This is a genomic window from Gordonia sp. ABSL11-1 (genome assembly GCF_030315685.1).
GTDB lineage: Bacteria > Actinomycetota > Actinomycetes > Mycobacteriales > Mycobacteriaceae > Gordonia.
Map to the genome: position 1 here is coordinate 11,683 of NZ_JASXSI010000018.1, position 17,930 is coordinate 29,612.

The following is a 17,930-nucleotide window of genomic DNA, read 5'->3' on the forward strand; positions in this document are numbered from 1 at the left end:
GACGACGTCACGGTGCAGACGAGAGGCAGTCCGAATGGCGGTCGAGCACACGGCGCCCGATACGACAGCGCCCGATACGACAGCGTCTGGGCAGACAGGATCCGCTCAGGCAGGACCCACCCCGCAGCCCGGCTGGGCGATTCCCCGCGGAACGATCGTGTTGCTCACGATCGCCGGTCTGATCGTCACCGTCGGTGGGATGAAGGCGGTGTCCGGTCTCGTCGGTCCGGTGTTCCTCGGGCTGATGCTCACGGTCGCCGTGCAACCGATCCCCGCGTGGCTGCGCCGCAAGGGTCTCCCGAGTTGGCTCGCCTTCGTCGCAACCCTGCTCGCCGTCTATGGAATCCTGTTGGGCCTGTTCGGATCCCTGGCATTCTCCGTTGCGCGGCTCGCAACGATCCTGCCGGAGTACTCGGACAAGTTCCAGTCGATGATCGACAGCTTCCAGAAATTCCTCACCGACCACGGGGTCAGCCAGGATCAGGTGCACCAGGCGATCTCCCACATGGACCCCAGCAAGGCCATCGGCTACGTGTCCGAGGTGCTGGAGAGCACACTGTCGGTCGCGTCGGCACTGATCCTCGTCCTGACCGTGCTGTTGTTCATGTCGGCCGATGCCATCTCCTTCGACAAGCGCATCGGTGTGCTGCGCGACCAACGTCCCGACATTGCAGCGGCATTCAGCAACTTCGCGCGCGGCACCCGCAGCTACCTGCTGGTCTCCACGGTCTTCGGCCTGATCGTGGCCCTCTTCGACACCGGCTTCCTCTGGCTGATCGGCGTACCGCTGCCCGTGCTGTGGGGTCTGCTGTCGTTCATCACCAATTACATCCCCAACATCGGCTTCGTGATCGGCCTGATCCCCCCGGCGATCCTGGCGCTCCTCGACGGTGGCGCCGGCCAGATGCTGCTGGTCATCGTCGTCTACAGCGTCATCAACGTGATCATCCAATCGGTGATCCAGCCGAAGTTCGTCGGCGATGCCGTCGGACTGTCGACGACCCTCACCTTCCTGTCACTCGTGTTCTGGGCGTGGGTGATCGGACCTTTGGGTGCGATCCTCGCGGTGCCACTGACCCTCATGTCGAAGGCCCTGCTGATCGACATCGATCCCGCCACCCGCTGGGCCGACGTGCTCCTCGCATCGTCGGCACCCAAGGACCAGGCGTCAATGGCGACCGGCCCGAAGGAACCCGTCCCCGAGGCGGCCGCCGGAGCGTCTGCACCGACAGCGGCCTCCGGCGACGTCGAGCCGCCGGGCTCCGCACCGACAAGGTCCGACCCGACGCCGTCGGAGCCCGGAGAGAACCCGCCGACCGAGGATTCCGGCGGGTCCACTCAGAACACCTGAGTAGTCGCACGCATCCACGGACGGATGCGTGCTGGCAGCGTGGTCGGCATGACCGCATCCAACGACATGCCCCAGACCCCGACCACCGCTGCATTCTTCCTCCAGGCCTCGATCGCCTTCGCGATCAGCCTCGCCACCGCCGTCGTCGGCATCCTGTATCTGCCGATCGACCCGTGGCAGCGTGGATTCCTCGGCATCACGCTGCTGTTCCTGACCTCGAGCACCTTCACGCTCGCCAAGGTCGTCCGCGATCGCCAGGAACAGACCTCCGTCCGAGCAAGGCTCGACGAGGCGCGCATGGACAAGATCATGGCCGAGCACGATCCGTTCAACCGCGTCGCGTGAGCCGGGAGTCAGTGCTCGAGAACTGCCCTGACCAGCAGGCACTGCCTGGATCGTCCTCCCATCAACACATGCGGGTCCAGACGATCCGGGCATCCGACTTTTCTCCACGGGGTGACCTGAAGTACATTTTCAGCGCGAACATATATTTGATACGCGACCGTCGTCGGGGCCGGATCGTGACGCAGACAGGGGTAACAGCTCGATGGACATGACCTGGTCGGACGCAGACATCGCATTCCGCGACGAAGTGCGCGAGTTCCTCGAGGCGAACCTGACCCCCGACCTCAAGGCGGCCGGGCGCCTGCGCACCAGCGTCTACGCCGATCACGAGGCGTCGATGAAGTGGCAGGCCATCCTGCACGAGCGCGGATGGGCGGCGCCCGCGTGGCCCGTCGACCACGGCGGTTGCGACTGGTCTCAGGCCCAGCACTACATCTTCAGCCGTGAGTCGATCCTTGCGGGCGCACCCGCACTGTCCCCGATGGGAATCCGGATGGTGTCGCACGCGATCATGGCGTTCGGCACCCAGGAGCAGAAGGACTACTTCCTGCCCGGCATCCTCGACGGCAGCGTGTTCTTCTGCCAGGGCTACTCCGAGCCCGAGGCGGGTTCGGACCTCGCGTCATTGTCGATGGCGGCCGTCAGCGACGGCGACGACTTCGTGGTCACCGGCAGCAAGATCTGGACCACCCATGCGGACGAGGCGAACTGGATGTTCTGCTTGGTGCGCACCTCTCGCCAGGAGCGCAAACAGCAGGGCATCACCTTCCTGTTGATCGACATGCGCTCGCCGGGCATCGAGATCCAGAATCTGGTGATGGCCTCGGGCGAACAGATCCAGGCGCAGGTCTTCTTCGACGGCGTTCGCGTCCCGAAAGCCAACGTGCTCGGCACCATCGACGAGGGTTGGACGGTCGCGAAGTACCTGCTGATCTTCGAGCGTGGTGGCGGCGCCGCCGCACCCGCACTGCAGGTCATGTGCGAGAGCATCGCCGAGCGCGCCGCGACGGTGACCGGTCCGTCGGGCGTTCCGCTGATCGACGAGCCGGCCTTCGCGGCCAAACTGGCCGACGCTCGTGTGCGGGCCAAGATCCTCGAGGTACTCGAGTACCGGGCGCTCGCCGCGCTCGGTTCCGCCTCGGAGGCCGGGTCGATCGCGTCGATGCTCAAGATCCTGGGCACCGAGCTGAGTCAGAAGATCACCGAACTCGATCTCGAGGCGGCCGGCGTCCACGGCCGCGTCTATCAGCCGCACGCTGCGGCTCCCGGCGGTCCGATCGCGCAGTACGAGCCGCCCGCCGACGGCTATGTCAGCGGCGAGGCCTGGCAGGCCGTCGCCCCGCTGCACTACATGAACGACCGCGCCGGCTCGATCTACGCGGGCAGCAACGAGATCCAGCGCAACATCCTGGCAAAGGCGGCACTGGGCCTCGGCTGAGGCACTCGCCCCGCCACGCGCAGCGACCGACCTCCCGGCCACCTGAGACATCTCACCTGAGACATCGGAAGAACCCACATGGACTTCACCCTCACCCCTGAACAGCAACTCCTCCGCGACGGCCTGACCAAATTCCTGGGCGCCCGGTACGACCTCAACACCAGCCGCGAGGCAGCGAAGGTCGGCGCCGGATGGCAACCGGAGATCTGGCGCGCCTTCGCCGAGGATCTCGGTGTCATCGGCGCTTGCCTGCCGGAATCGGTCGGCGGCGCAGACGGCGGGCCCGAGGAGCTGATGGTCGTGACCGAGGCCCTCGGATACGCATTGGTCGTCGAACCGTTCGTCGACTCGGTCGTCCTCGGCGCCCGTCTGCTCGAACGCACGAAACACGAACGCGCACTGGCCGTCGCCGAGAAGATCGCCGAGGGCGCCGCTCTGTCCGCCCTCGCCACCGTCGAGGACGGCTCGGGAGGCCTGCTGAACCATGTCGGGACGCGCGCCGAGCGCGATGGAAACGGGTGGATCCTGAACGGCACCAAGGCAGTCGTGACGACCGCACCGATCGCCGATCATCTCCTCATCAGCGCCCGCACGTCGGGAGACGTCCGCGACCGCGACGGCGTGTCGCTGTTCCTCGTCGACCTCGGTGATGCGGGCCCGGACGGCCTGACGATGCACGCGGTCCGCACCATCGACGACCGTCGCGCCGCAGATCTCGAGTTCACCGATCTGCGACTCGACGCCGACGCCCTCATCGGTCCGGAGGGCGACGCCCTGCCGCTGCTCGAGCAGGCCTGGGACGAGGCGACCGCCGCGGTGGTGTCCGAGGCGGTCGGCGCGATGCGCAAGGTCTTCACCGACACCGTCGAGTATGCCAAGCAGCGTCAGCAGTTCGGCCAGGCGATCGGTAGCTTCCAGGCCCTGCAGCATCGCATGGTCGACATGTACATCGAGCTCGAGCAGGCCGTCGCCGCACAGTATTTCGCGGTGCTCACCCTCGACGCCGCACCGACCGAGCGGGCGGCCGCGGTGTCCGCCGCGAAGGCGACGGTAAGCCGGGCGGCGCGGTTCATCGGACAGAACGCGGTGCAACTGCACGGCGGTATGGGGATGACCGAAGAACTCGCGATCGGCCACTTCTTCCGACGACTCACCGCCATCGAGTACGAGTTCGGTTCTGCCGATGCTCATCTCGCCCGCTACGCGGCGACGACCCGGGGCTGAGGCCCCTCGGCTCCACGGTGTGCGCCACTGTGCCGATGGCGGATCAGGCTCGCACCCAGGAGGCCCGGCCCTCCGAGCATCACCAGTCCGCCCTCGGTGTTGAGCATCGCGAACGCCGTGGTGCTCAGCATGGTGTCGTCATCGGCGATGAGCCCAGCCGTCGCCGGAAGGTGGGCCGCCGGAAGGTGGGCCAAGGGATACGCGACGAACAGTTCGACGGTGAGCTGCCCGGTTGCGGTGACGAGGTTGCCGACGGTGTAGGCGATCACACCCACGAGGCCGACGATCCCGATTCGCGGTGCGAGCCATGCGTACATGACGGGCAGACCCAGCAGGAGCACCGTCTGGCGACGGCGAGCAGGATCTGCGCCCACGGCGCTCCCGCACCATGCAGCGCCTGGACCGAGGGGCGTCACTGTCGACGATCGGATGCAACGTGCCGCCGACGATGCAGGCGAGCCTGCCGATCGTCAGCGCGGCGCCACCGAGGCGGCGGAGCGAATCCCACGTCGGTGTCCGGAACGGTCCGGGACCATCGGTGGTGACGGTCGCAGTCGGTTCGGCGGCGGTAGAGGGGTCGACGGTAGTGGAGTCGACGGCAACGGGGTGCCGATGCGGTTCGGGTGATCGAGTTGTTCTTGTCATGTCCCACACGCTCGTCGGCCGCGCTGGTGTTGGCCTTGTGCGCGACTGGTGCCCACTTCGTGGCCGCCATCGGACCAGGTCAGGATGGTTCGTGACCCACATCGGCGAACCCGCGGAGTGAATCGGACGGTACACGTGGGGATCACCCGACGCGCATCTCTCGATCCGGGTTCTCGGCCCGCGCGTTGTACGAGGAAGGTCGCACCGCGGATGCGCTGGCCGTTCTCCGTCGACTTCGGCAGTCCCCGTCCGACGAACTCGGGCTCGACCCGGGGACGACACGGTCACGCTGGAGCCCGAACTCCTCGGTTCCGCCCGGTCCGCGCCGAGCACCACGTCGCCGAAACCGCTCGGCGGCAGTCTGATCGGGCGGTCTGATGAGATCGCACTGCTCGAACGGGTGTGGGTGACCGGCGCGGCCCGCCCGGCCTGTGCCGTGCTCGTCGGCCCGGCATGGCATCGGGAAGACCACACTCATCGAGCGGTTCGCGGTCCGGTACGACCTTCCGCCGCGTCGCTTCATCGGCAGGCCGGCTTCGCGCGATCGGCGCCCCACCCTCGGTCGACGCGGTGTCGATCGCCGAGCCGTCCCTCGGCAATCCCCTTCTCGCGGTGACCTTGTGCGACACCTCGCGACTCGGCCGACCGCCCGACGCGGTGTCGGCACACGCACCGATCCGGGCGGAGGTGGACAGGCTGTCCACCGGCGCGCGTGATGCGCTCGAGCTCTTGGCAGCGGCCGGTGGAGGGTTGCCGGCCGATGTACTCGACGAGGTGATCGGTCCGTCGGCTCGGACGATCGTCGAGGAGTTACGGATCGCGGGAACGCCCCAGCGGGTCGACGACGACGTCCTACTCGTGCATCAGATCGTGCAGGACCTCGTGCTCGCCGAGTCGTCGAGGGCAGACCGCCTCGCCATCCACGCCCGGCTGGCCGACGCCTACGCGACGGTGCGCCCACGCGATCTCGAGTCTCATGCCGTCCACCTCACCGCGAGCGCCGTCGAGAACCGACGTCGATGCAGACGGCGGGTACATGCCTCGAGGCCGCGGCGGAGGCGCTGGACGGATCGTCCGACCATCGTGCGCTCGAGCTGGCCTATCGTGGCCTGTCCGTCGCACACCACGACGACACGATCACCGTCGACCTGCACCGGGTTGCGGGCACAACCGCGACACGCATCGTCGACTTCGACTCGGCCACACAGTCGTTCGACGCCGCGGGCCGGATCAGCCGGCGTGACGCGGACTGGCAGGAACTGGCGGCGACCGCGTTGCTGTCGGCGCCGCACGGGGTCGCCGGGTACTGGTCGGGATTCGGGGTGGTGTCCTCCGCGCATATCGGTCTCGTCCGGGGAGCTCTCTCGCACAGCGACGCGGTGACGCCCCCGACTGTGGCGCGCCGCCATGCCGGCGAGGCCGCACGACTCACCGCGCGCCGGGCGCCGGGCGCCGGGCGCCGGGCGCCGACGATCATCTGGGTGCAGCGAGAATCGCCTCCGCCGGCGGGTCCGAGGACTACGAGATCCTCTGGCCGACTTCCTCGTCAGATGCGAACCCGCGTTGGTCGAGGACCGCCGGAAGGTCGCCGGCGAGTTGGTCGACAGGTGGGCAGGCGACAACGACCGGCAGGCCACCGCGCTCCATCTGCAGCGTGTCTGCACTCTCGAGGCGGGCGATCCGCGCATGGCGCGACGAACATCCGCCGACCTCGCGCATCGTCGCGCGACGGCCGTGAGGCGACCTCGACACCATGCAGGTGTGGTGGCAGGTGATGCTCGCGTTGCTGCGCGGTGATTATGAGACGAGCGCCACGTTGATGGATCGGTTCGCCACGACGGTCGGCGCGCTGTCGGACCGCGCCCGACTCCTCGCCGAGGCATCGGTGCACTCCACGCCGTGTCCCTCGACCCGTACACCGCGGCGGGGACAGCCGAGATCTGTTCGCGGATCGAGCATCTCGTCGCCTCATGGTCGTCGGGTCTGATCGTCCAGTGGCCCGGCCTGGTGTGCCGGGGTCCGGCGGTGCTGTATCGCGGCACCGCACGGCGGATCCTCGGTGACCCCGGAAAAGACGATCTGCGTGAGGCGATGCGGCTCGCCCGAGACGTCGGGCGCTGCCGTATCAGCGACGCGCCGAAAGGCGACTGGCCGCGATCACGCCGTCGGGCACGGAGTCCAGACCGTCGGGCGGGAGACCACGCCGCGGGTCATGAGTCGGTCCAGACCGGCGGCCGCTTCTGCAGGAACGCGCTCATACCCTCCTGGGCATCGCAGGTGATCGCGTTCTGCGACATCGTCTCCTGCATCAACTGATATGCGTCGCGTTCGCCGAGATCGACCTGCTCGTAGAAAGCCCGCTTGCCGATGGCCAGCGTCGACGCACTCGATGCCGCGATGCGGCAGGCGAGATCGCGGACGACATCGGTGAGATCGTCGTCGTCGACGACGTCGTTGATCAGTCCCCAGTCGGCGGCGGTCGCGGCATCGATGGGGTCCCCGGTGAGGAGCATCGCCATCGCCCGCTTCCGCCCGATCGCCCGGGTCAGCGCCACCATCGGAGTCGAACAGAACAGCCCGATCCGGACGCCCGGGGTACTGAATCGGGCCGATCGACCGGCGACCGCGAGGTCACAGGTGGCGACCAGTTGGCATCCGGCCGCGAACGCGATTCCCGCGACCTCGGCGATCACCGGCACCGCGACCGCGTGGACGGCGGCCATGAGGTCGGTGCAGGCGGCGAACACGGCCCGCTCGTCGTCCACAGTGCGATCGACCAATTCGCCGAGATCGTGGCCGGCAGAGAACGCCGGGCCCACCGCACGGATGATCACCACACGCACGTCCGGGTCGGCGTCAAGCCGGCACAACCCGTCCGCGATGGCACGCATCGTGGTGGTCGACAACGGATTCCGACGCCGGGCGGCCGTGAGGGTGATGATCCCCAGCGGGTGGTCTATCGCCACTTCCACCCACTCCTCGGCCTGCGCATCGGGGTTACCCGCGGGTCGCACATCCGGACGCTGTGACACGTGTTGCGACATGGTGTGGACCTCCGGTCAACTCTGGATGTTCGCGCCGATGAGGGCCACACACGCCGCCACCGCGGGCTCGACGATCGTGTACAGCGATCGCTTCTCCTCGACCGCGGACGCGGCCAGTTCACGTATGCCACCCCAGATCATGACCGCGGTCGCATGGCTCATCGGGCTGATCCCGGCAGCCCGCATGGCCGGTGAGTCGGTCAGCGGCACGAGCACCTCGATGAGCGATTCCATGGCGTCGACCTGGACCTGACGTGCCGAGTGCCCCAACGCGGGCAGCTCGCGGATCCAACTCCAGGTGATCTCCGGATGTCGCTCGCTGACCCCGACGTAGGCCTCGACCGCCTGGCGGATCTGCTCCGTCCACGCAGCCTCACGGTCCACTCCGTCCGCGATGGCGGCGATCATCGAGTCGTTGGCCGAACGCAACAGCTCGACGAAGCACGACTGTTTGTCGGTGAACTCCTGATAGAACGATCTCCGCGATGTCCGGGCGACGCGTACGACATCGGCGACGGTGGTCTCGCGATATCCGCGTTGCATCAGGCAGGTGGCCATCGCGTCGAGGAGACGCTCGCGCACTCCCCCGGCGGGCGGGGCCGCCGACGACCCCGCGCGCTCCCCGGTGGAGACTCCGGCGTCGGACACGGCTGCATCGGGCATTCCACCACGATACGACGCGAGAACCTTGCCGATCCCTGGTACGCAGGCGTACCGTCGGTGCGGTACGAAGCTGTACCACCGATCCGGCCCGGGAAGGGGGTGCGGGGATGAGCACCGCACAGCCGATCGACACCACTGATGACGACCGCACCGACGACGCGAGATCGGACGCCAGAGACCACGACACGCACCTCCCGCCCGGCCCCCGACTGCCGGCACTCCTCCAGGGAGTGGCCTTCGTGGCGCGCAGACGCCAGACGATCGCCGCGCTGCGCGCCCGGTACGGCAACGCCTTCACCATCGGTGTCCCACTCTTCGGCCGCGTCGTCCTGATCGCCGATCCGACGATGGCCCGGCAGCTGTTCACCACGCCGACCGATCAGGTGAACAATGTCCGCCCGAATCTGGGCCGCATCCTGGGTGACGGATCGGTGTTCGCGCTCGAGGGCACCGACCACCGCCGACGACGCAAGCTCCTGACGCCACCCCTGCACGGCAAGAGGATCGCCGCGTACGAGGCGATCGTCGAGGAGGAGTTCGAGAACGAATCGAGGACCTGGCCATCGGGAACACCGTTCGCGACGCTGGAATCGATGAATCGCGTCACGCTCAATGTGATCCTGCGAACCGTGTTCGGCGCAGAGGGCGGCGCGCTCGACACCCTACGGGAGATCATCCCGCCGATGGTCACCGTCGGTTCACGTCTCGCCACCATCCCGGACATCGGCCTCTCGCTCGGCCGCGTCGATCCGCGACGTCAGTTCATCGCCCAGCGCGCGACCTACGACGCAGCGATCGCCCGATTGATCGCAGAGGCGCGCGCCGACGACTCCCTCGACGATCGCGGTGACATCCTGGCGTTGATGCTGCAGAGCCACTACGACGACGGCACGGTGATGACCGACTCGGAGATCGCCGACGAGTTGCTGACGCTCCTCGTCGCCGGGCACGAGACGACGGCCACCACCCTCGCGTGGGCGGTCGAACGCCTGCAGCGCAACCCGGACGTGTTGGCCGAGCTGACCGCGGAGGTCGATGCCGGCGGCGGTGAGTTCCGCCTCGCCACGATCATGGAGGTCCAGCGGAGCCGACCGGTGATCGACCTCGCCGGACGTCACGTCGTCGCCGACCACGTCGATCTGGGACCTTACCGAATCCCGAAGGGCTGCAACATCTTCGTCGCGATCTCGTTGCTCCACGACGACAGTGCACAGTTCCGCGATCCGGAACGGTTCGATCCGAACCGATTCCTCGGGACGCCACCGTCGGCGGCGTGGCTACCGTTCGGCGGAGGGACCCGGCGCTGCATCGGGGCCGCGTTCGCCCAGATGGAGATGGACATCGTACTCCGAACACTCATGCGCGACTTCACTATCCAGCCGACCACCGCACGCGGCGAGGCGTGGCACTCGCGCGGGGTCGCCTACGCTCCACGGCGTGGTGGGATGGTCACGGTGCGGCGGCGGACGGCCTGATCCCGAGCGGCGTCACGCCTGTTCGGCGAGGACGTCGTCGGCGTCGAGTCCCAGCATCGGCGCGACACGGCCGATCGGGAACGACGACACCATCATCAGGATCGTCGGATCCAGGTCGTCGACTCCCATCGTCGCGGCCATCCGTGCACGCAGTCGCGGTCCCGCGGTGGGGTGATCGAGGATCTCGCCCAGCGTCGACGACGGGCCGAGCGGTTCGTCGAGCGCGTCGCCGGCGATCCGCACCGTCGTCGTCAGCCGGATGTCGCGACTCGACGCCCCGATCTCCACGCGATGGTCACCACCTTCGACGACCCAGGCATCGACCGACCGATCCCAGTATGCGAGTTCACTTCTCGGCACGTCGATCGCGATTCGCCTGCTCTCTGCGGGCTCCAGGTCGGCGATCCCGACTCCCGCCAACGCACGCGGTGCGCGCGCCACCGCCGACGAGAGATGCGCGAGGTAGACCTGCGCTACCGCCCGGCCCGGCCGATCGCCGGTGTTGCGGACGGTCACCTCGACCCGCAGACCGTCGTCGGCGGTGTCCACCCGGAGATCGGTGAAGTCGAAGGTGGTGTAGGACAGACCGTGCCCGAACGGGTATCGAACAGTGAGCCCACGGGCGTCGTACCAGCGGTAGCCGACGAACACACCCTCCCCGTACCGCACGTGGAGGTGCTCGTCGCCGAAGTCCAGGAATGCGGGACTGTCCTCGAGGCGCATCGGGATCGTCTCGGCGAGGCGACCCGACGGATCGGCCAGACCGTAGAGAATGTCGGCGATCGCGCCGCCACCGGCCTGACCGAGCAGCCACGCCTCCAGGATCGCCGGCGCCGCATCCACCTCGGCGAGGTCGACGACACCACCGTTGGACACCACCACGACCGTCCGTGGATTGGCCTCGAGAACCCGGACCACCAGGTCGATCTGCGGGGCCGGCAGAGCCCAGTCGTCCCGATCGAAACCCTCGGACTCATCGTCGTCGCCGAGTCCGACGAACACCACCGCCACGTCGGCCCACCGCGCGGCGGCGACGGCATCGTCTACGAGATCTGGATCGGATTCCGTTGCGCCGATGACGAATCCGGGTGCGAAATCGACAGCGTCCGGATCGGCGATCGCTCGCATCTCGTCGAGCGCGACGTCGACCCGGAACGGATTGATCCGCGAACTGCCGCCGCCCTGGATGCGCGGCGTCCACGCGAACTCCCCGATGACGGCCACCGACGTCGACGGTGACAGCGGCAGGAGCGCGCCTGCCGTGTCGACGTCGTCGTTGCGCAGCAACACCGGACACCGCCGTGCGACGTCGCGGGCCAACCGGTGGTGGGCGTCGCGATCGTAGGAGGCATCGGCATCGGCCGTCTCGGCGGCGGCCAGCGCGAGTTCGACGACGCGGGTCGCCGACTCGTCGAGCACGTCGCCGGGGATGCGTCCGTCGGCGACGGCATCGCGCACCGCACCGGGCCCGATGTCTCCGCTCGAGGGCATCTCGAGATCCAGACCCGCCGCGAGTGCCGCGACCCGGTCGTCGACGGCCATCCAGTCGGACACCACCAACCCGTCGAAACCCCATCGCCCGCGCAAGGTCTCGGTCAACAGCCACGCGTTCTGGGTCGCGTACACGCCGTTGATCTTGTTGTAGGACGCCATGATCGTCCACGGCTGTTCGGTCCGGACGATGTGTTCGAACGCGCGGAGATAGATCTCGTGCAGCGGCCGGTCGTCGACGTCGGCACTGACCCGGAGCCGTTCGTGCTCCTGATTGTTGACGGCGAAATGCTTGACCGACGTGCCGATACCGTGGCGCTGCACCCCCCGCACCAGGGCCGCCCCGATCCGCCCGGTCAGAAACGGGTCCTCGGAAAGATACTCGAAGTTCCGGCCGCCCAGCGGTGACCGCTTGATGTTGATCCCCGGACCCAGGATCACTCCGACGCCCTGCGCGACACACTCGGTCCCGATCGCGTCACCGACGAGCTCGACCAGATCCGGGTCGAAGGACGAGGCCATCGCCACTGCAGGCGGAAAGCACACGGCCGCAACAGAATCGTTGAGTCCGAGGGCATCCGCGTCACCACTCTGCTTGCGGATTCCATGCGGGCCGTCGGTCAACATCACCGGCGCGACCTCGGCATCGGGTAGCCCGAGCGTGTGCCAGAACGAGGCCCCCGACGTCAGAGAGGCCTTCTGCGCGACGGTGCAGCCGGCCACGATCTCCTGCGCCCGCTGACGATAAACGGTCGGTCGGGTGAACGCGTCCTGCCCGCTCTGATGAGGTTCGTCCGGACCACCCGAGGGCGCAGTGCTCGACATACCGCCCACACTGCCGGAGGGTTCGTCTCGTTTCAATGTCCCCCACGGGTGGGACGTGCAGCGAGATGTATAGTGACGCGGGCCACACTCGCCCGAGGAAGGTTGCGCTGATGACGATTACCGACGAACGCGCGGACGACCCGAACATCGAGTTCGTCAGAACCGACCCGGACGCACCACCCGTGGCGATCATCGACCGCTCCCCGATGACCACGCCGAAGAAGATCCTGTTCGCGGTGATCGGTCTGATCGGTGCCATCTCGTGGGCGATCGTCGCCTTCGTCCGCGGGGAGACGGTGAACGCGGTCTGGTTCGTCCTCGCCGCCGTGTGCACCTACGTCATCGCCTACCGGTTCTACGCCCGGCTGATCGAGATGAAAGTCGTGAAGCCGCGCGACGATCACGCGACACCGGCCGAGGTCCTCGACAACTCGCGTGACTACATGCCGACCGATCGCCGCGTGCTGTTCGGCCACCATTTCGCGGCGATCGCCGGTGCCGGACCGCTGGTCGGTCCGGTGCTGGCCGCCCAGATGGGGTATCTGCCGGGCACCATCTGGATCATCGTCGGTGCCGTTCTCGCCGGCTGTGTGCAGGACTATCTGGTGCTGTCGATCTCGACGCGGCGTCGCGGGCGCAGCCTGGGCCAGATGGCGCGCGACGAACTCGGCGCGGTCGGCGGGACGGCCGCGATCGTCGCGGTGTTCGTCATCATGATCATCCTGATCGCCGTGCTGGCACTCGTCGTCGTCAACGCGCTCGCCGAGAGCCCGTGGGGCGTCTTCTCCATCGCGATGACCATCCCCATCGCACTGTTCATGGGGGTCTACCTGCGATACCTGCGTCCCGGCCGCGTCTCCGAGGTGTCCGCCATCGGTGTCGTCCTGCTGCTCGCCGCGATCGTCGCGGGACGGTATGTCGGTGAATCGTCCTGGGGCCACGATTGGTTCAGCCTGTCGCCGGTCATCCTCAGCTGGGCGATCATCATCTACGGCATCGCCGCCGCCGTGCTGCCGGTGTGGTTGTTGCTCGCTCCGCGCGACTATCTGTCGACCTTCATGAAGGTCGGCACGATCGCGCTGCTCGCGCTCGGCATCCTGCTGGTCCGTCCGGTCATGCAAGCACCCGCGGTCAGCGACTTCGCATGGAACGGACAGGGGCCGGCCTTCGCCGGTGAGCTGTTCCCGTTCCTGTTCATCACCATCGCCTGCGGTGCGCTGTCCGGCTTCCACTCCCTCATCGCCTCGGGAACGACCCCGAAGATGCTCGCGAAGGAGGGCCAGGCCCGGATCATCGGTTACGGCGGCATGCTCACCGAGTCGTTCGTCGCGATCATGGCGCTCATCACGGCGTGCATCCTCGATCAGCACCTCTACTTCGGTATGAACGCACCGAAGGCGGTCACCGGCGGCACCCCGGACGGCGCCGCCGACTACGTCAACGGTCTGGGGCTGTCGGGTCCACCGGTGTCCGGCGAGTATTTCCAGCAGGCGGCCGATGGTGTCGAGGAGGCGTCGGTCGTCTCGAAGACGGGCGGCGCGCCCACACTCGCGATGGGCATGGCCGATACCCTGCAGGACGCGATCGGCGGCGAATCGCTGCGATCGTTCTGGTATCACTTCGCGATCATGTTCGAGGCGCTGTTCATCCTGACCACCGTCGACGCCGGCACCCGCGTCGCGCGATTCATGTTGTCGGACGGGATCGGAAACCTGCCCGGCGCCAAGCGCTTCAAGGATCCGTCCTGGCGTCCGGGCGCCTGGCTGTGCACGCTGATCGTCTGTGCCGGCTGGGGGTCGATCCTGCTGATGGGTGTGACCGATCCGCTCGGCGGCATCAACACGTTGTTCCCGCTCTTCGGCATCGCCAACCAACTCCTCGCCGCAGTCGCGCTCACCGTGGTGACGGTCGTGCTGATGAAACGCGGACAGTTCAGGTGGGCGTGGGTCCCGGGCGTGCCGCTCGTGTGGGATCTGATCGTCACGATGTCGGCCTCGTGGCAGAAGATCTTCTCCAGCAATCCGTCCATCGGCTACTGGGCGCAGCACCGGGCGTTCGTCGACGCGCGGGATCAGGGACTGACCACGTTCAAGACGGCCAAGACCGCCGACGAGATCGACGCCGTCATCCGCAACACCTTCATCCAGGGCACCCTGTCGATCGTCTTCGCCGTCCTGGTGCTGATCGTCGCCGTCGTCGGCGCGTACATCTGCGTGCAGGCGGTCCGCAAGCGCGGTCTGCCGACGACCGAGGACGAGCCGGTCCCGTCGCACATCTTCGGGCCGAAGGGGCTGCTCCCAACACCGGTGGAGAAGCAGGTCCAGCGCGCGTGGGACGAGTACAGACCGGCCCTCGCCACATCGTCGTCGACGCCGGGCACGGGCGACGGCGGCGGTTCGGGAGCCGAATCCGGCACGAGGTCACCATGATCGACGGTTTGCGCCGCGGTGCCGCCGCGTTGTCCTGGTACGTGGGCAGTGTGATGGGCGATCGCGATTACGCGCGGTACGTCGAGCACCGGGAACGGACGCATCCGGGCGAGCCGGTGCTGTCCGAGCGCGAATACTGGCGCAACCGGTACGCGGAACAGGACCGCAACCCGGGGGCACGCTGCTGCTGACGATCGCCGCGATCCGTGGCACCGGGATTGATCCTCACCGCGCCGGGTACCCCGGGGTCTCCGACGACGAAGGGATCACCCGGTGACAACCCGAGCTCAGCGCACCACCGCCACGGCACTCATCGAGCGCGCCGGGCGCACCTATGCCGACGATGCCGGGATCACCCTCAAGGACACGCCGGCGCCGCTGTTCGAGCTGCTGGTGCTCTCGCTGCTGCTCAGCGCGCGCATCTCCGCGGACATCGCGGTAGCGGCAGCGTGCGAACTCTTCGCCTCCGACCACCGGACGCCACAGAAGATGGCCGACGCGTCGTGGCAGGATCTCGTGGACGCCCTCGGACGGGGGCATTACGTGCGCTACGACGAGAGCACCGCCACCCGACTCGGCGACGCGGCGCGCCGGGTGCTCGACGACTACCACGGCGACCTGCGTGAACTGGCGGAGCGGGCCGGGCACGACACCGACCGGGCGGCAGACCTGCTGCAGGAGTTCACCGGTATCGGCCCGGTCGGGGCGGACGTCTTCCTGCGCGAGGTCCAGGACGTCTGGACGTGGGTGTCACCGTACTTCGACAAGCGCGCGCTGTCGGCGGCGTCCGACCTCGGTCTGCCCGACGATCCAGAGGCGTTGGCCACGCTCGCCGACGGCCGGCCGGCAGTCCTGGCCGCGGCCCTCGTGCGCGCATCCCTCGACGACGGACTCCGCGCAGAACTGGCCTGAGCCGCTCCTCCGTCAGCCGGTTCCGCGGAGTGATCCACCGCACAAGAATTGTGTGTTCCTCGTCACCGGACATGGGAATTCGACAAGCGCGACATCCTCAGCGGAATTCCGCGATGCGCAGGCAATTCACTGTAATGATATCGCTGTTATCCAGACGTGATAATAATCCTGCAGGTCACCGATGCGACGTGACCTTTCCGTTATCGGCTTGTACGGTCGCCACCGGTCCGAAGATCAGCTGCCCAGCCCGCTACGGGGCGGCGATAGGAGGAACGATGACCATCAGCATGAAGAAGCTCGCAGTGCGCGCCGGACTCGTCGGCGCGATGACCCTGGCCCCGCTCGCAGCGTTCGCCGGAACCGCATCGGCGGCCGGCAACTGGGACGCTGTTGCACAGTGCGAGAGCGGTGGCAACTGGTCCACCAACACCGGCAACGGTTTCTACGGCGGTCTGCAGTTCACGCAGAGCACCTGGGAGGCCAACGGTGGCAGCGGCAACCCTGCCGACGCATCGCGTGACGAGCAGATCCGCGTCGCCGAGAACGTGCTCGCTACCCAGGGGCCGGGCGCGTGGCCGGTCTGCGGTTCCAACCTCTGAGTCGGCTGACCGACACCTCGAACGCCGGGCCCTCGCGTCATCCATGACGCGTCGGTCCGGCGTTCGCCGTCGCTCACAGGTCACTCTCATCAGGGGGCGCGGACAGACCCGGACCGCGAACCGATCAGGCATGCGATCATCGGGAACAGCAGTACCGTCGTCGCGCCGGCCGCGACCAGCGTCAACGCCAGGTCGGTCGACATCAGTCCGGCCTCGGTCGCGAACTGCGTCACCGCCCCGATGATGGGGAGGCCGGTGGCGGCGTAGAGCGCCAGCTGGACGCGCTCGGGCTCCGCCGGCAGGTTCGCCCCGTGCGGGACGAACCGCTCACTGAGCCACACCGGTGCATATGGCCGCGCAGTGCCTTGGCCAGGATCGGCGAGAGCGCCACTGCGAGAGTCACCCAGAAGAGCGAGATGATCGCCGTGTCCGGCGCCGTCGTGGCCTCGGCGAGCAGCAGCATTCGGACATCTTCACCCACCCCCGGGCGGAGGGCTCCGACGACACATCAGCGGCCCCCGACGACCCATCCGGCGGTCTCCCCCACGCGAACCCCGTGTGCCAGAGCAACACGTTCAGACGACGGAGGTATTCGTGAGCACACGCACGCATGGTCGTCATCGCGCGCCGCACCGGCGATCGCGGATGGTGACCTGGGTGGCCGCCGGGTCGGCACCAGCCGTCCTTACGTTCGCCGGAGCCGACATCGCCTCCGCGGCGTCGGACACCGGACATTCGTACGACGCGGCGCGGCCCGTCGCCGACCACGCCGACGCCGACGCGAAGCGCGTCGGCCCGGGGACACGTCCGCTGCCCCGGGGTCGCTCCCTGCAGCCGGTCGACTTCGGCGCGCTACATGGACCGACCCCGGCTGCACCTGTCCGGTCGATCACACCACCGGCCGACACCGTTCGCATCGGCGACGTGCAGGCGCCGACACCCCAGTGGTTGCCCGCAGAACAGACCGATCAGGTCAACGACGCCGCCGCCGGTGCCGAGGCGCAGATCGCGACCTTCGGCGACTCAGTCGGGCTCGACCCGGCACGATCGGATCGCGTGGCCGCGGCGACCGTCGCCGGTGCAGCGACGGGGGCCGCGGTCGCCACGGGCACCGTCGGCGCACCGCTGGCGGCCGCCGCCGGCGTGGTCGGCGGCGTGGTCGGCGGCGTCGCCGGTCTCGTCGCAGGCGTCCCGTTCCTGCCCGCCGGCCTCGTCGCCGGTCCGGTCGCCGGAGCCGCCACCGGCGCCGCCGTGACCGCGGCGCCCTTCACCGCCATCGGTGCGGGGGTCGGCGCCGGCGTCGGACTCGCCCAGGGACTCGCGGAGCCCCCCACTCGCTGACGGGTGTTCCTCTCCCCGACTCCCCAGCACAACCCGCCGGTAGCTGAGAAGGTGATGTGCGATCACCTCACTCACGCGGACGGGAGCAACAGATGGAGATCACCGAGGCAGCCGGTGGCGAGTTCCCGGCCGATACCGGGGGCGGCAC

16 protein-coding genes and 2 pseudogenes are annotated in these 17,930 nt (G+C 68.1%); 11 read left to right on the forward strand and 7 right to left on the reverse strand.

What is annotated here, in order from left to right:
- Positions 1–34: 34 nt before the first annotated feature.
- From QSJ19_RS18695 to QSJ19_RS18710, 4 genes are all read left to right on the forward strand, one after another.
- Positions 35–1,351: an AI-2E family transporter gene (locus QSJ19_RS18695; protein WP_502876245.1), complete on the forward strand. Its 1,317-nt coding sequence runs from the start codon at positions 35–37 to the stop codon at positions 1,349–1,351.
- Positions 1,352–1,399: 48 nt separating this feature from the next.
- Complete coding sequence (locus tag QSJ19_RS18700; protein WP_286322498.1) at positions 1,400–1,696, forward strand: YiaA/YiaB family inner membrane protein; 297 nt, start codon at positions 1,400–1,402, stop codon at positions 1,694–1,696.
- Between the two features lie 202 nt (positions 1,697–1,898).
- On the forward strand, positions 1,899–3,134 hold the full coding sequence (locus QSJ19_RS18705) for an acyl-CoA dehydrogenase family protein (protein ID WP_286322499.1): 1,236 nt from the start codon (positions 1,899–1,901) through the stop codon (positions 3,132–3,134).
- Between the two features lie 78 nt (positions 3,135–3,212).
- Complete coding sequence (locus QSJ19_RS18710) at positions 3,213–4,358, forward strand: acyl-CoA dehydrogenase family protein (protein WP_286322500.1); 1,146 nt, start codon at positions 3,213–3,215, stop codon at positions 4,356–4,358.
- On the opposite strand, the gene QSJ19_RS18715 is transcribed toward QSJ19_RS18710, so the two are convergent.
- Complete coding sequence (locus tag QSJ19_RS18715) at positions 4,334–4,732, reverse strand: hypothetical protein (RefSeq protein WP_286322501.1); 399 nt, start codon at positions 4,730–4,732, stop codon at positions 4,334–4,336. The two genes, QSJ19_RS18710 and QSJ19_RS18715, sit on opposite strands and share 25 nt — an antisense overlap.
- A gap of 420 nt (positions 4,733–5,152) precedes the next feature.
- On the opposite strand from QSJ19_RS18715, the pseudogene QSJ19_RS18720 reads away from it, so the two are divergent.
- Positions 5,153–5,368, forward strand: a pseudogene (locus QSJ19_RS18720) (BTAD domain-containing putative transcriptional regulator); the annotation flags it as partial.
- Between the two features lie 487 nt (positions 5,369–5,855).
- Here QSJ19_RS18720 and QSJ19_RS18725 read toward each other — a convergent pair.
- The 4 genes from QSJ19_RS18725 to QSJ19_RS18740 form a co-directional block, all read right to left on the reverse strand.
- Positions 5,856–5,981, reverse strand: coding sequence for a hypothetical protein (locus QSJ19_RS18725; protein ID WP_286322502.1), 126 nt, complete (start codon positions 5,979–5,981; stop codon positions 5,856–5,858).
- A 540-nt stretch (positions 5,982–6,521) separates the two neighbouring features.
- On the reverse strand, positions 6,522–6,758 hold the full coding sequence (locus QSJ19_RS18730) for a hypothetical protein (protein WP_286322504.1): 237 nt from the start codon (positions 6,756–6,758) through the stop codon (positions 6,522–6,524).
- A gap of 455 nt (positions 6,759–7,213) precedes the next feature.
- Positions 7,214–8,047, reverse strand: a complete 834-nt coding sequence (locus QSJ19_RS18735; protein WP_286322505.1) for an enoyl-CoA hydratase — start codon at positions 8,045–8,047, stop codon at positions 7,214–7,216.
- A 15-nt stretch (positions 8,048–8,062) separates the two neighbouring features.
- Entirely contained in the window at positions 8,063–8,710 is a 648-nt protein-coding gene (locus QSJ19_RS18740) for a TetR/AcrR family transcriptional regulator (RefSeq protein WP_286322506.1), read from the reverse strand.
- A 107-nt stretch (positions 8,711–8,817) separates the two neighbouring features.
- Here QSJ19_RS18740 and QSJ19_RS18745 point away from each other — a divergent pair, with 107 nt between their 5' ends.
- Positions 8,818–10,185 (forward strand): cytochrome P450, encoded by a 1,368-nt coding sequence (locus tag QSJ19_RS18745; protein ID WP_286322507.1) that lies wholly within the window; start codon positions 8,818–8,820, stop codon positions 10,183–10,185.
- 12 nt (positions 10,186–10,197) lie between these two features.
- Here QSJ19_RS18745 and QSJ19_RS18750 read toward each other — a convergent pair whose 3' ends face one another.
- Positions 10,198–12,501, reverse strand: a complete 2,304-nt coding sequence (locus QSJ19_RS18750; protein ID WP_286322508.1) for a glycoside hydrolase family 3 C-terminal domain-containing protein — start codon at positions 12,499–12,501, stop codon at positions 10,198–10,200.
- 110 nt (positions 12,502–12,611) lie between these two features.
- Here QSJ19_RS18750 and QSJ19_RS18755 point away from each other — a divergent pair, with 110 nt between their 5' ends.
- The 4 genes from QSJ19_RS18755 to QSJ19_RS18770 all read left to right on the forward strand — a co-directional run bounded on the left by QSJ19_RS18755 (position 12,612) and on the right by QSJ19_RS18770 (position 16,441).
- Positions 12,612–14,930, forward strand: coding sequence for a carbon starvation CstA family protein (locus QSJ19_RS18755; protein ID WP_286322509.1), 2,319 nt, complete (start codon positions 12,612–12,614; stop codon positions 14,928–14,930).
- Positions 14,927–15,121, forward strand: coding sequence for a YbdD/YjiX family protein (locus QSJ19_RS18760; protein ID WP_286322510.1), 195 nt, complete (start codon positions 14,927–14,929; stop codon positions 15,119–15,121). The genes QSJ19_RS18755 and QSJ19_RS18760 overlap by 4 nt, the downstream gene beginning before the upstream one ends.
- Positions 15,122–15,203: 82 nt before the next feature.
- Complete coding sequence (locus QSJ19_RS18765; protein WP_286322511.1) at positions 15,204–15,842, forward strand: HhH-GDP family DNA glycosylase; 639 nt, start codon at positions 15,204–15,206, stop codon at positions 15,840–15,842.
- Between the two features lie 275 nt (positions 15,843–16,117).
- Entirely contained in the window at positions 16,118–16,441 is a 324-nt protein-coding gene (locus tag QSJ19_RS18770; RefSeq protein ID WP_286322512.1) for a transglycosylase family protein, read from the forward strand.
- Positions 16,442–16,530: 89 nt separating this feature from the next.
- On the opposite strand, the pseudogene QSJ19_RS18775 reads toward QSJ19_RS18770, so the two are convergent.
- Positions 16,531–16,785 (reverse strand): annotated as a pseudogene (locus QSJ19_RS18775) (cation:proton antiporter); the annotation flags it as partial.
- A gap of 250 nt (positions 16,786–17,035) precedes the next feature.
- Here QSJ19_RS18775 and QSJ19_RS18780 point away from each other — a divergent pair.
- Positions 17,036–17,782, forward strand: coding sequence for a hypothetical protein (locus QSJ19_RS18780; protein ID WP_286322513.1), 747 nt, complete (start codon positions 17,036–17,038; stop codon positions 17,780–17,782).
- Positions 17,783–17,930: the final 148 nt, after the last annotated feature.

What these genes read in the sequence shown, in the direction of transcription:
- QSJ19_RS18755 (WP_286322509.1), top strand. Translation starts at nt 12,612, where the DNA reads ATGACGATTACCGACGAACGCGCGGACGACCCGAACATCGAGTTCGTC.
- QSJ19_RS18740 (WP_286322506.1), bottom strand. Translation starts at nt 8,710, where the DNA reads ATGCCCGATGCAGCCGTGTCCGACGCCGGAGTCTCCACCGGGGAGCGC.
- QSJ19_RS18725 (WP_286322502.1), bottom strand. Translation starts at nt 5,981, where the DNA reads ATGAGACTCGAGATCGCGTGGGCGCACCGTCGCGTAGGCGTCGGCCAG.
- QSJ19_RS18695 (WP_502876245.1), top strand. Translation starts at nt 35, where the DNA reads ATGGCGGTCGAGCACACGGCGCCCGATACGACAGCGCCCGATACGACA.
- QSJ19_RS18745 (WP_286322507.1), top strand. Translation starts at nt 8,818, where the DNA reads ATGAGCACCGCACAGCCGATCGACACCACTGATGACGACCGCACCGAC.
- QSJ19_RS18730 (WP_286322504.1), bottom strand. Translation starts at nt 6,758, where the DNA reads ATGGTGTCGAGGTCGCCTCACGGCCGTCGCGCGACGATGCGCGAGGTC.
- QSJ19_RS18735 (WP_286322505.1), bottom strand. Translation starts at nt 8,047, where the DNA reads ATGTCGCAACACGTGTCACAGCGTCCGGATGTGCGACCCGCGGGTAAC.
- QSJ19_RS18770 (WP_286322512.1), top strand. Translation starts at nt 16,118, where the DNA reads ATGACCATCAGCATGAAGAAGCTCGCAGTGCGCGCCGGACTCGTCGGC.
- QSJ19_RS18705 (WP_286322499.1), top strand. Translation starts at nt 1,899, where the DNA reads ATGGACATGACCTGGTCGGACGCAGACATCGCATTCCGCGACGAAGTG.
- QSJ19_RS18700 (WP_286322498.1), top strand. Translation starts at nt 1,400, where the DNA reads ATGACCGCATCCAACGACATGCCCCAGACCCCGACCACCGCTGCATTC.
- QSJ19_RS18750 (WP_286322508.1), bottom strand. Translation starts at nt 12,501, where the DNA reads ATGTCGAGCACTGCGCCCTCGGGTGGTCCGGACGAACCTCATCAGAGC.
- QSJ19_RS18710 (WP_286322500.1), top strand. Translation starts at nt 3,213, where the DNA reads ATGGACTTCACCCTCACCCCTGAACAGCAACTCCTCCGCGACGGCCTG.
- QSJ19_RS18760 (WP_286322510.1), top strand. Translation starts at nt 14,927, where the DNA reads ATGATCGACGGTTTGCGCCGCGGTGCCGCCGCGTTGTCCTGGTACGTG.